This window comes from Hymenobacter tenuis, from assembly GCF_054780495.1.
The window spans coordinates 1,924,644-1,937,828 of sequence record NZ_BAAGWF010000001.1 but is presented as its reverse complement, the minus strand read 5'-3'; the positions used below and the strand labels follow the sequence as shown (position 1 = coordinate 1,937,828).

The window sequence follows — 13,185 nt, the reverse complement described above, 5'->3', positions numbered from 1 at the left end:
GGGCTTTTTTTATGGTACTATTTTATTCCTAATTTTTTAGTGCTCTCAAAGACTTTGCAATCTCAAAGTAGTAAATCTGTTTATTTCCTTCTTTGGTTTCTACTTCCAGTTTATCGCAGGGGCCTGAGGTATCCACACTTTGTTTTGTAACTCTAGCTCCTATCATATCTAAAATAAAGTACTCTTCATCGACTTGAGTTACTGGCCAAGCGGTTGCGCATGTTTTGCCATCACCCTTTTCAACTATTGATTTAAGCAACCCAAATTGAATGCTTTTATACTTAGCTGCATTCGCTGTGTCACCTACTATTTTATAGGTTTGCCTTAATATTTTATGAGCAAGCATATTCGTATAATTAATTGATAGCATTTTTTTAGTGGTATTGATTACATCTTGGTATTGACTTTTTTCTATTTGTAAATACATCTGCTTTTTAAGTTTTTCAAAATCACCAGACTGCTTAGATGAAACAATAAATTGTTTACTTTCTATAAAGCTCTCTCTAAATTTTTGATAATCTATATCAGTGTTTCCTGATTCAAGTGCACGTACATATGTTGTGTACTCATCATTAAAAGTAGGAATCGAAATGGGGATACTAGACTGTCCGTATACGTAGGAACAGGTGAAGCACAAGACGAGAAATAAGGCCGCAATTTTAATCATGGAAACAAGTAAAGAGAGTCAAGAAATTTGAGTTATAAAAAGGTAATCACTCCTGCGAAACTGCTTACGTTGATAAAGCTTAAGACCAAGTTGCCATAAAGTATATCGAAGAAAGGCTTTACTATTTTACAATATATGAACAGATGGACCGTGGCAAGCTCAGTTGGGTAGCTTAGAAGTATAAAAGTAAACAGCTGCTAATGGTAGCGTTAAGATTTGGCTATGTCACCCGCTTTTGCAGCATTGCTGGCAGCGCTGTAGAGATCTTAAGGAGATTGAGGTGCTGGAGGAGGTTAGTACGGTTTGGCAGAAAGCATATGCAGCTCCACAAATATCTACAACGTCTTCAAGCGAGGCTGTCGAAGGCATTGCCGCTTTTGGGGTTGAGTACTGTGTTTAGCTTGAAGATTTCCAGGGTTTTCTGTGTTTCGCTCTGGCGCAGCAGCGTGTAGCCCCAGATGTTTAGGTCGCTTTAGGAGTGGCGGTATTCGGTTTCGCGCTTCTTGAGGTCGTTGGTAGCTTCCACAGAGTAGTGAAGGCTGCTTGCTAGCAAAGCAGGCAAGTTATACCAGAAGCCAAGGGATGTACCTACTTTTTTGCCAGAAAATGCCGCGCAATTGTCAGCTCCGGGCGGGTAGACTGGGGGGTGGTAATTGCAAGCAGCTGCTGGTAGTAGCGTCGGGCTTTGGCGATGTCGCCGGATTGGGTGGCGGCTGTGGCAGCACCGTGCAGGCCGTTGAAGCGGTTGGGGTGCTGGGATAAATCGGCTTCGTAGGCTAGTAGGGCTTGCTGAGGTTGCTTGGCTTGCAGGAGTAGGTCGCCGAGCAGCTCACGGGCGGGTAGCACCTCGCTAGGGGTTACGGCGTGCTTCTGGGTGCGTTCCTCTATGTCGGCGGCTTGGCGCATGAGCTGCAAGGCTTGCTGATTGTTGCCTTCGGCAGCCAGGAGCCAGGCTTGCGCGGTTTTCAGCTGAATAGCTACTTGGTTGGCTTTGTATTGATCCTTCTGCCCGAGTAGGGTGGTGTGGTGGGCTTGTAGCTGCTGTATTTGCTGACGCACCGAGTCGGGCTGGCCGAGGTGGACATAGCCGAGCGCTCGGGCAAAGTGCACCATGGATTTCTGCCACGGAAACTCCTCCCAGGCCACATTCGCCTCTGGGATCTTCAGGTGAGCCGCTTCGGCCCATAGCTTGTTTTCTAGCACGTAGCGGACCGGAATGGCTGCTAGGGCGTAGGCCACCTTAAAGTTGGCCGGATGCACTTCCTGTATGGTTTTCAGGTAGTCCCATTGCGCTTTGGCCTGCCTGTTATCGGCTTTCTGAAGGTAGGCGTAGGTGAGGTAGTCCAGGGCGTGGAGTTCTTCGTCCCAATGGCCCTTAATACCGGTGTTCTCCGCGTAGCACTTCGCTGAGGTTGCCGCATCAAGGTTCGAGGCTACACAGTCGTCCCAGAGCCCTAAGCGCACGAAAATGTGGGAGGGCATGTGCTGGGCGTGGGCCGAGGATGGGGCAATGGCCGCGTACTTTCTGGCCGCCGGCAAGGCGTTGGCGGCTAGCTCGGGGTAGTCGTAGCTATGAATGATGTAGTGAATAATGCCCGGATGGTTGGGCGCACCCCGCAACAACTCAGTGAGCATGGCGCCGGCCTGGCGCTGCCGGCGGAAGGTTTTATCGGCGGGGTCGGCGGCGCCGTTGAGGGCTAGGGCGTAGAAAATGGTGGCCTCCTTATCGGTGGGGTAAGTGGCGTGCAGCTTGGCCATAGCCTGCTCAAACCGGGCGCAGCGCACCCCGTGCGGCGTGGTGGTGCCATCCTGGTAAAATTGCGCCAGTGCTTGGATGTAGGCGGTTTCGCGGGGCATTTTTTGCGGAATGCGCTGGGCCAGGGTTATGGCTTTGGTGCCTTTGGCTAGCTCAGTGGGGGTAGGGGGCGCCCACAGCGGGTGGTAGTTGGCCATGGCCACGCCCCAATAAGCCATAGCGCAGCCGGGCTCCCGGTCGATAATCGTGGCAAAGGCCTTCTCGGCTTCATCATACTCAAAAGAGTGCAGCAGCGAAACGGCCAGGTTGAAGTCGGCAGCACCTGTAGCGGCGCAGGAAGTCGTAAACCCGGAAAAGCCGTATTTCGGGTTGGGAATGCCGCAGACCACCTGCGAACCTCGATTGAGCTTCATTTCCCGAATGGCTTCAGCGGAAGGCACAGCGGATTTCTCCCGACACGAAACCACCGCGCAAAGCAGAACAGCCCATAGCCAATGACCGGTGAAAAGCGTCTTTCTCATACCTGACGCGTGAAGAGGTGCTGTAGTGCTTCTGCTACTGTCTGTGTTTTCCGGCTACTGAAGCGGCTTTCGTACCGGAGGGTAGGTTTCATTCAGTAGGTTGAATATACCGAAATCAGACCTAACCAACGTGCCGGGCTTGAGGTGCCCACCTGCTTTAGGAACAAGGACTTATTACTGGCTAGGTCCGAGCGTGGGGTAAAGCGGGAGGAACGGGTTGTCGGTTTTTGCTGCCTAGTAACCCCAGCAGCCCCAGCGCCGGCCCCATAGCCAGCGTCATGTACAGATACTGCGGCGCCACTAAGTGAGCAAGCCAGCTGGTGTACTGAATGCTGACAATGGTGAGAGCAAAGCCCAGGCAATTAACAATGGTAAGGGAGGTGCCGCGCGAAGCTTCCGGAGCGTTCTGGGCCACCAGCGTTGAGAACAGCGGCGAATCGGCTACCACCACTAGGCCCCAAAAGAACAGAAACCCCAGCAGCAACGCCGGAGAAGCCCCTCGCAGAAACAATGGCGAACCCAGGCAGCACAAACCCGACAAAGCCAGCGCCGCCGTAGCCACCGGGCGTGGCCCCAACCTCTGCGACAGCAACCCGCTCCCCACGCACGCCAGGCCGCCCACCCCAATAATGAGGAAGGAGAGTAAGGGTACATTGAATGCTACGCTAGGGTGCACCGTGTTATAAGCCGCCAGGAGCACCGGCACAAAGGCCCAGAAGGTGTAGAGCTCCCACATGTGTCCGAAGTAGCCAAACGCCGCCGCCCGAAACTGCGGCCGCCGAAATCCTGCCAGAAATGCGGTGAGCTGCAGTTGCTGCCCGGCCCGGCGGTGGGGACCATCGGGCACCAGCAGCACCAGCGCTAGGCCTCCCAGCACCGCCAACCCCGAGGTAGCCAACGTAACGTAGTGCCAGGGCAGCTGAGCCGTAGCGCTTTTCAGCAGGTGCGGAAATGCCGTGCCCAGCACCAAGGCCCCCACCAGAAAGCCCAACGACTTTCCCAAGCCAGCCTGGTAGTAGTCGGAGGCGATTTTCATGCCCACAGGGTAAATGCCCGCCAGGAAAAAGCCCGTCAGGAAGCGGAAGGCCAGCAGCTCCTCCGTACCAATGCCGCCGAGGTTAATGCCCAGGTTGCACAAGGCCGCCAGCAGCGCACTAAAGAAAAACACCCGCGAAGGCGAGAACCGGTCGGCAATGGCCAGCAGCGCAAACGTGAGCGTGCCAGTAATAAAGCCCAACTGCACCGCGCTGGTGAGCGTGGCCACAAAGCCGGGCGCCAGGCCAAACTCAGCGGCTACATCGGGGGCAATGGCGTTGCCGGCAAACCAAAGCGAGGTGCAGAAAAACTGCGCCAGCACAATGGTAGGAAGTATTCGGCGCATAGGGGTTGGGTGGGGCAGGAGGGGTAGTACGGAGTGGCAAATTGCCTAAACTCCTCCAGTATTGCCGCTACCCCTGGCTACTTTCCGAAGCCAAGCTCAGCTTTTTCGAGGTATCATAGGCGAGCTCGAGGTAGTGGTTGTTGTTGAACTCGAACTCGGCTATGACCTCCAGGCCCAGCTTTTGAGTGTGCGCCGCGTAGGAGCGCGTATTGATGCGGTTAATGAACGTGACCAGCACCGGATAGCGAACGGCCATCTTCTCCCGCGCAAACTCAAAAATAGCCTCCAGCAAACCGCTGCCCCGGTACGCCTTATCCACGCACACCGGCCCGTATTGGTAGGAGTTTTCAACGCTGAGGGTGCGGCCCGCATACTCCAGCTTCGGCAGGTCGGCAATCATCTGGGAGAAGATGGGCCACACCGACCAGAACTGCCACGAGGCCGACATAACATACGCCACCACTGCCGCACCTTGCCGGGCAATAAACAGCCCCTGCTCTTCCTCAATCAGCTTGGTGAGCTGCTCGCGGGTAAAGGCAGTGGTAACAAAGCCGTCCTTCTTGTCCTCCTCCCGAATCGTATCAATCTGATATTTCCGATGAAGGGTCAGGACGTCATCAATGTCAGCAAGGTCGGCCAGTTTAAGCTCCATGTGGGGGTAGTAAGTTGAGGTGGAAAGTGTTCAAATCAGCAAGAACGTAATCGTAATATGAACGTCATGTCGAGCTGGTCGAGACATCTTGCGTGCTGATGTTGCAGCGGTATTTTCATCCATTCCATGCGTGCAAGTCGATTGGCTCCCAGTTTGAATTCAAGCTTCTGATCAACAATTCCTTCTTGGCTCGACTCCATTTCTTGAGTTGCTTCTCACGAGCAATGCCCTGCAGGGCATCCGGGCAGGTTTCGAAATACACAAGCAAGTTGCATTGGTAGCGGCCGGTGAACTTACTCGCATCTCACAGGCCTCGGCTGTGCTCATAGAGTCGCCGTTCCAGATCATTGCTCATCCCGATATACAGAACCGTACGCGCTGGATTACTCAGGATATATACGAAATAGCTCATTAAAGAAAATTAACGCTACAATATCAGCACGCGAGATGTCTCGGCAAGCTCGACATGACGTTCAATTGTTTTTTCTGAATGCTGCCAAATAGGAACAATATAGCCACACGCTTCAACCAAGCCTCTCGTTTCTTATCCTACATCAAGGTCTCGCCACCTAGGGCACGGTACTTTTGTTAGGTAGAAACTCCACAACGCATGCACCGCAAAGATTTTCTGAAAGCCTTGGCCGTGCTCCCACTTGCTCCTGCTATGAACTCTCTGCAAGACCTCCATAAAACAGCTAATTCCTTCCAGAAAACGGCCAAAATGCCCGTGCTTTTCGTGGGCCACGGCTCGCCGATGAATGCGCTGGCCGATAACCCCTTTACCCAAACCCTGCACCAGCTGGGCCGTGATATCCGGAACCTACAGCCGCCGCGGGCGGTGCTGGTGGTGTCGGCGCATTGGCTTACGCGGGGCACCTTTGTGGCCGTGAATGAGCGGCCCGAAACCATTCACGATTTCGGCGGCTTTCCGCAGGAGCTGTTTGAGATGCAGTACCCTGCGCCAGGGTCCCCTGAGGTAGCCCAGGAGGTACTGGCAGCCCTGCCCGATGCGCACCCTAGCGACGAATGGGGCCTCGATCACGGCACCTGGACGGTGCTGCACCACATTTTCCCCGAGGCCGATATTCCGGTGTTCCAGCTCAGCATCGACTACTATAAGCCTATTACGTACCACGCCGAGCTTGCCCGGCAGCTGCAGTTTTTGCGCCGCCGTGGTGTGCTGATTTTGGGTAGCGGCAACATTGTGCACAACCTGCGCCAGAGCATGCCCAGCTTTATGAACGACGACCCGCGCCCCCACGCCTGGGCCGTTGAGTTTGATGAGTGGGCGAAAGCTAAAATAGACCAGCGCGACCTGCATGCCCTGGCTCATTACCAGCAAGCCGGCGCCAGCGGCCCACTCTCAGTCCCCACCCCCGACCACTACATCCCGATGCTCTACAGCCTGGCCCTGGCCGAGCCCGACGATGACATCCGCCACGCCTTTGAGGAAGTAAGCTTTGGGGGCATGAGCATGCGCACGTTTGTGGTTGGCTAAACTACGGACGCCTGCGACCACCTCGGTTTTCTCAGGCAAGAAAACGAGGCGGTCGCAGGCGCTTTAGCGTACTGGTTTGCCAGGGTGCTGCTGAGGCACAAGTGATTGGTTTAGAACAGGAAGCCCAGCCGCACCACCGGCAGTCGGTCCTCGCGCGACATATTGTAGCTGGCCATGAGTACTACCCGCCGAAACGGCTCCAACCACAGGCCGCCCCCGTAGCCCGTGTGCCAGGTGGAGGAGGTCTCGCCATCAAGCCACACCCGGCCTAGGTCATGAAAACCTACTAACCCTACTTTAGTAGATACCAGCATGGTATTCAGGGTGCCGAGGTAGAGCCTGAAATCCAGATTGTTATAGAGGCTGTTTTCGCCCACAAAGCGCGTCCGGCGGTAGCCGCGCAAGTTGGAGAGTCCGCCCAGGGTAGCGCCCTGAAAAAACTCGAAGCGGCTGAAATTCAGGCTACCCCCAACGCGGGCCGCCAAAGTCAGGGCCGGTAGACCGGCGGGGGTCCAGAAGCCAGACGCTTCGGAGGTGAGTTGGGAAAGCGGGCGGGCCGGGCCGCGGGTGCCCCGCAGACCGGTGTACTCCGTGTGCCAGAACAGGCCTTTGGTGGGGCGCCAGTCGTTGTTGCGCGTATCAAACACGTGTCCGAGCTGCACGCCGGCATAGTGGCGGGCGGCAAATTGGGTGGCACCCATGCCTGTTTCATCGGTGGGCTGCTCTATAAACCGCCCGGGCGAATGCCGGATGCGCACGCGCTGATAGGTTGGCCCCGCGAAAAACTGGTGGTGCTCGCCTACCCGGCGCCGGGCCAGGGCCTGCAGCACCAGGTTGTTGTAGCGTACGCGGTAGTAGCTGATACCAACATCTTTATCATAGTCTGAGTTGTTGCCGAAGCCAAAGAAGTTGCGCACATAGTTGGGCGCCTGCAGGTCGGCGCGCAACAGCAAATCGAGGTTGCCCACTACGTGGTTCAGTTCGCCGGCATAGCGGAAGCTGTACGCGGCGGTGCCTAGGGCCACGCTGGCCTGCAACCGATGCACTGAGGCCCACGGCAACCTCCGGAATCCTGGTTGCCGCATTTCTACGCCCACCCCCACAAACACGCCATCGTCGGGGTTGAAGGCTAGTGGTAGCACCGGGCCAACGTAGGGGTAGCGAAACGCCTGTCGGTTGTGCTCATTCACCAGAGAATCAGGAGAGGTTCGGTTGCGGCTTTCCGGACCCAGTTCCAGCTGGTTGCCAATCGGGGTATCGTAGATAATGGTATGCCGGCGCGGGCCCGCCAAGCGGGAGTGGTCAACTAGCGTGTCGTGGCCGTCGCCCCCAATTAGGCGTACCGTAATGCCGGCGCGGGCCTCCCCGGTTACTTCCATCCGGTCTTGGCCGCCTAGCCCGTACAGCCTGATTTCCTGGGTTTCCTCGGTCAGGAAGGTGCGGTCATACAGCGGTTGGCGGGTAGTGGGCTCCTGGGGGCTAGGGTTTCCTTGGTACATCCGAACGCGGGTGTGCTGGTCGTCGAGCCGCTCCACCTGGAAGAATTCGTCTTGGTCGCTGCCCGTAATATCCACGTGCCGGGCCAAAAAGCGATAATACTGCGCAGCGTAAGCAGGTAGGGCATCGCGGTTGGTCTTGAGCTTGCTGATGATACTAGGCCCCGAAAGCTGGTAAACCGAATCGGGCAGTTGGCGAATGGCCTTTTCCAGCACGGCATCAGAAAGGCGCGATTTTAGGTCTTGTGCTATGCTGAGCCAGTCTTCGCGGGTGGTTTCGGTCAGGAAAGAGCGGTCGAAGTATCGGGCGCTGAACATGAAGGTGTTCACGTTGCGCAGGTGGCCATCAAAGCCCTGCACCGCCGGCACGGCCCAGTTCCGGCTGGCCAGGTTCGGCAGCACACCCTGGTTGACAAAGAATGCCTGGTCCCGGTCGCGGGGCACGGCGCGCAGCAGCAGCCCGTCCGTTGGTTGGGCGTATGCCATCCAGCGCCATTGGTCTTCGTGCCGGTCAAAGTCGGCTACCAATACATCAAAGAGCCGGGCCCGCACCAGCTCGCGTTGGTCAACCTGGTTTCTGGAGTCGGTGCGCAGCAGCTGTAGCACCTGGTCGGTGGGGTAGTTTTTCTCCAGCGGTTTGCCGGAGAAGGACGCGGGTACTTGCGGGTCGCGTTCCTCCAGAATGGCCAGCGTATTGCCGAACTCGGCTTTAAACTCCCCCAGCCGTTCATCCTCGGGCACGTACACCAGCTCAGGGTTGGTATGGCCCACGCCGGCCGCCTCCGCCAAAATTGGAATCGTGAGGGCCGCATACGGGTGCGCGGCCGATACCTGATCCTGCACTACTTTGGCCGCCAGGGTATTACGCAGCTCGGCGCTCAGGACTTGCTCCGTATTCTTTTCAATGGAGCGCAGCACATACTCGCGGCCGTTCGCTGCCCGCAGCCTCAGCGACTTGGTTTGCTTACCGCCACCTTGTTTGAAGGGCCGCAAACCACCCTGCGCCGTGCTCAGGTTCAGGACCGGGACCTGCACCGGCTGCTGCCACTCCTGGCGGTAGTTGCGCCCCAACAGCCACGTCTTGACGGGGCCAGCCGCGTATTGCTGGCTGGCTTTCACAACTATGCTGCTGTGCTCAGTAAAGGGCAGGGCGCTGGAGGTAGTGGTGGTTTCGTTGGAAATAGCCGAGGGCGAGGAAGACTGTGCCTGTGCCGCCAGGCAGCCCGCTAGGGCATAGGTTGCTACCAGTAGAAATTGTCGCATAGTTAATAGGGGAAGGGGAGCATAACGGGTGGCCGAGGCCACTTCGGGGTGGCACCGGACCTAGTAAACAGGGCTTACCGCTGGCTGAGGGCACCTGCAAGCAAAGCCGGCAACTGCACGCTGGCATGCATCTGGGGCCGAATCAGAGGGGTAGTATGGTTGCGTACCAGCACTGTGAGGCGCTGGGTGCCGTGGGCCGCGGGCTGGGGCTGAATTTGCTCAATTATTCCGCTGAACCGCCGGGCAGGATATTCCGCAATGCGCACCGCCACCGGGTCGCAGACTTTCAACTGCCTAGCTACCTCGGGCGAAACCGCCAGCACCACCTTCACGTGCGAAACATCGTGCAGTGTGGCCAGGCAAGTGCCGGCTTTCAAATGGCCCCCCACTACTACCTTCTTCTGCACAACAAAGCCCGCATAAGGCGCCAGGAAATACGCCCGATTTACTTGGTTGGACGAAGAGCTGCTCTCCAGAAACTTCAGCAGGATTTGCCTTTTCCGGACGTATTCGCCCTCCTCGAAGTACACCTGCCGCACCCAGCCGTGGGCCGGCGTAATCAGGGGCACCACTCGGCCGGCCTCTACCATTCCGCGCACCGTGAAACTAGGCACGGCGGCTTTGGGTAAGGTAGCCCCAGCTTTTGAAGGCAGCTGAGCAGCTAGCTTGCGCTCTGTTTTTGCCGGTAACGGCTGCCAATACAGCCAGAGTGCAGCCGCAACTGCGAGGGGTATGTGCTGGCCCATAGCATCGTCATGGGGTGAGCTCGATAGTAACTCTCTGTGCCCGCATCAGGATTGCGGGCACCCAACAGAAGGCCCGGACAGGCGGGCAAGCCAGAAATAAGCAGGCTTTAAGGTGTATGTGAAAGATATATATAATCCATTATATTGTCAAACAGAGGCGAAATCCATGTCTGGCTATCAATCTGATAGGTATAAAGCGCTAAAGGCAGGGCGGCCTGGTTTTACAGCAAGGTGTTAAGGGCTTGCTTCGGCCGCGTTACCCCAGTTTACTAGGTGCCGTATGGCCCGGAACTCAGCACACGGCGGGTTCCGCCTCGGGGCAGGCCTAGCGAAATATTCCGGCCTACGTACCTGCACGGTAGCAACTGTTTTGCTGAAAACAGAGTACGGCAGACTGCACTTCGCACGCCTGGGGCACCTAGTAGTAGAAAGCAGCCCTAGCCCGAAGTTGCGCCCAGACTGGCTTACTACCGGATGGCTGGCACCCGCCAGTCGCCCGTATCTTCAGCCACGAGCCACCTACTCTATGACGCAGGAACAACTACGCTTAGCCGATACCACCACCAAAAAAGCCGATTGGAAGAAATTCGGACCCTATTTAACCGAGCGCCAGTGGGGAACAGTACGTGAAGACTATAGCGCCGACGGCAACGCCTGGGACTACATTACCCACGATATGGCGCGCAGCAAAGCGTACCGCTGGGGCGAAGAAGGCCTCGGCGGCATCTCCGACGACCAGCAGCTGCTGTGCTTCGGGGTGGCCCTCTGGAATGGCAAAGACGAAATACTGAAAGAGCGCCTGTTTGGCCTCACCAACGGCCAGGGCAACCACGGCGAGGACGTGAAAGAGCTGTACTATTACCTTGATAGTACGCCCACGCACTCGTATATGCGTATGCTGTATAAGTATCCGCAGCGGGCCTTTCCGTACCGCAAGTTGGTAAAGGAGAATGCCCGCCGCACCCGTCAGGAGCCGGAATACGAACTGTTGGAAACCGATATTTTCAGCAAAAATCGGTATTTCGATGTGTTCATCGAATACGCTAAGGCCGGCCCCGACGACATCCTGATAAAAATTACGGTGCATAACCGAGGCCCCAAAAAAGCATCGGTGCAGGTGCTGCCTCAACTCTGGTTTCGCAATACGTGGTCGTGGGGACATGCCGAGGACAAGCCGGTTTTGCGCGCCACAGGGCCTAGTACCGTCGTGGCCGAGCACCCGCTTTTAGGAGAGTATCAGCTTTATTGTGATGAAACTCCCACGCTGCTGTTCTGCGAAAACGAAACCAACGGCGCCCGCCTCTACAACCTACCGGCCAAGGGGCTGCACTTTAAAGATGGCATCAACGACTACGTAGTCAACGGCGACCAGGACGCTATTAACACCGACCAAAAAGGCACCAAAGTAGCGGCTCAGTACCACCTGAATCTGCAGCCGGGTCAGTCGGGGGTAGTGCGCGCCCGTCTGCGCCAGCCGGGCTGTAAGGAGCCGTTTCTGGACTTCGACCACATTTTTGCGGCCCGCAAGCACGATGCCGACGAGTTTTATGACTGCGTGCAGGAAAGCCTACCGCCCGACCCAGACATGCGCAACGTGCAGCGCCAAGCCTTTGCCGGTATGCTCTGGAGCAAGCAGTATTATTACTACGATGTAACCCAGTGGCTGGAAGGCGACCCCTCGGTGCAGACGCCGCCACCCGAACGCCGCAAAGGCCGCAACCGCCAGTGGCGCCACCTGCACAACGCCGATATTGTTTCCATGCCCGATAAGTGGGAGTACCCGTGGTACGCGGCCTGGGACCTGGCTTTTCACTGCATTCCGCTGGCCATGGTCGATTCAGATTTTGCCAAAAATCAGCTTCGCCTGCTCACCCGCGACTCGTATATGCACCCCAACGGCCAGCTGCCGGCCTACGAGTGGAACCTATCCGATGTGAATCCGCCCGTGCACGCCTGGGCTACCTGGCGGGTATACAAAATGGACAAAAAGCTGCGCGACGGCCACGGCGACACGGCTTTTCTGGAGGGCGTGTTCCATAAGCTGGCTCTCAACTTCACGTGGTGGGTAAACCGCAAAGACAAAAGCGAGCGAAACATCTTTGAAGGCGGCTTTCTGGGGCTTGACAACATCGGCGTATTCGACAGAAGCTCCCCGCTGCCCACCGGAGGCTTCATTGAGCAGTCGGATGGCACGAGCTGGATGGCCATGTTTGCCCTGAACATGATGCGCATGGCCCTGGAGCTGGCCCGTACCAACCCTGTGTATCAGGATATGGCCGCTAAGTTCTTCGAGCACTTCCTCTACATCGCCGATGCCATGACCCGGGGCGGCGACGGGCTTTTCAACCTCTGGGACGAGGAAGACGGCTTTTATTACGACGTACTTCACACCCCCAACGAGGAGCGCACCATGCTGAAAGTGCGCTCCATTGTAGGGCTGATTCCGTTGTTTGCCGTGGAGGTAATTGAGCAGGAACTGCTAGATGCTATGCCCGAGTTTTCGGCCCGTGCCACTTGGCTGCTCGAAAACCGCCCCCACCTGGCCCAGTTGGTTTCGCGGTGGGAAGAGCCGGGCAAAAGTGCCCGCCACCTGCTGGGGCTACTGCGCCGCTCCCGCCTGAAACGGCTGCTTACCCGCATGCTCGATGAAACCGAATTTCTATCTGACTACGGCATCCGGGCCTTGTCCCGCCACCACCTAGAGCACCCCTATGTGTTCAGCACTGAAGTTGATGACTTTGTGGTGCAATACGTGCCCGGCGAGGCCGAAAGCAGTATGTTCGGGGGCAATAGCAACTGGCGCGGCCCCATCTGGTTTCCCATCAATTACCTGATACTGGAGTCGTTGCAGCGGTACCACTTTTACTACGGCGATAGTTTCCAGATTGAGTACCCGACGGGCTCAGGCAAGTTGCTGAATCTACAGGAGGTAGCGGCCGCCCTGGCGGGGTGCCTCACCAAACTGCTGCTGAAGGATGAGAACGGCCGCCGCCCGGCGTTCGGCGATAGTGAGCTACTGCAGCATGACCCGCATTTCCAAGATTACCTACTCTTCCACGAGTACTTCCACGGCGATGACGGCCACGGCCTGGGTGCCAACCACCAAACCGGCTGGACCGGCCTGATTGTGCGTTTGCTGCAAATGCAGGAGGTAGCTGAGCTTAAATAGTACAGTAGCGTAGATGCGCTGCTATCGGCGTATTAT

General features: G+C 56.8%; 9 protein-coding genes. 2 read left to right on the top strand and 7 right to left on the bottom strand.

Features of this window, described 5'->3' with window-relative positions; all coding sequences use genetic code 11:
* Positions 1 to 28: 28 nt before the first annotated feature.
* From ACYVGU_RS08445 to ACYVGU_RS08425, 5 genes are all read right to left on the bottom strand, one after another.
* Positions 29 to 667, bottom strand: coding sequence for a DUF4919 domain-containing protein (locus ACYVGU_RS08445; RefSeq protein WP_460621678.1), 639 nt, complete (start codon positions 665 to 667; stop codon positions 29 to 31).
* Between the two features lie 588 nt (positions 668 to 1,255).
* Entirely contained in the window at positions 1,256 to 2,944 is a 1,689-nt protein-coding gene (locus tag ACYVGU_RS08440) for a tetratricopeptide repeat protein (protein WP_460621677.1), read from the bottom strand.
* 181 nt (positions 2,945 to 3,125) lie between these two features.
* Entirely contained in the window at positions 3,126 to 4,325 is a 1,200-nt protein-coding gene (locus ACYVGU_RS08435; protein WP_460621676.1) for an MFS transporter, read from the bottom strand.
* A 67-nt stretch (positions 4,326 to 4,392) separates the two neighbouring features.
* The gene (locus tag ACYVGU_RS08430) at positions 4,393 to 4,977 is read right to left on the bottom strand and encodes a GNAT family N-acetyltransferase (RefSeq protein ID WP_460621675.1); all 585 of its coding nucleotides are present in this window, start codon (positions 4,975 to 4,977) and stop codon (positions 4,393 to 4,395) included.
* Positions 4,978 to 5,281: 304 nt separating this feature from the next.
* Positions 5,282 to 5,389 (bottom strand): GIY-YIG nuclease family protein, encoded by a 108-nt coding sequence (locus tag ACYVGU_RS08425; RefSeq protein WP_460621674.1) that lies wholly within the window; start codon positions 5,387 to 5,389, stop codon positions 5,282 to 5,284.
* Between the two features lie 198 nt (positions 5,390 to 5,587).
* Here ACYVGU_RS08425 and ygiD point away from each other — a divergent pair, with 198 nt between their 5' ends.
* A complete protein-coding gene (ygiD, locus tag ACYVGU_RS08420) occupies positions 5,588 to 6,475 on the top strand; it encodes a dioxygenase family protein (RefSeq protein ID WP_460621673.1) in 888 nt (295 codons plus the stop codon).
* A 110-nt stretch (positions 6,476 to 6,585) separates the two neighbouring features.
* On the opposite strand, the gene ACYVGU_RS08415 is transcribed toward ygiD, so the two are convergent.
* The gene (locus ACYVGU_RS08415; RefSeq protein WP_460621672.1) at positions 6,586 to 9,234 is read right to left on the bottom strand and encodes a BamA/TamA family outer membrane protein; all 2,649 of its coding nucleotides are present in this window, start codon (positions 9,232 to 9,234) and stop codon (positions 6,586 to 6,588) included.
* Positions 9,235 to 9,308: 74 nt separating this feature from the next.
* A complete protein-coding gene (locus ACYVGU_RS08410; RefSeq protein WP_460621671.1) occupies positions 9,309 to 9,848 on the bottom strand; it encodes an efflux RND transporter periplasmic adaptor subunit in 540 nt (179 codons plus the stop codon).
* A gap of 658 nt (positions 9,849 to 10,506) precedes the next feature.
* On the opposite strand from ACYVGU_RS08410, the gene ACYVGU_RS08405 reads away from it, so the two are divergent.
* Positions 10,507 to 13,149 (top strand): glucosidase family protein, encoded by a 2,643-nt coding sequence (locus tag ACYVGU_RS08405; RefSeq protein WP_460621670.1) that lies wholly within the window; start codon positions 10,507 to 10,509, stop codon positions 13,147 to 13,149.
* The last annotated feature ends 36 nt before the right edge of the window (positions 13,150 to 13,185 follow it).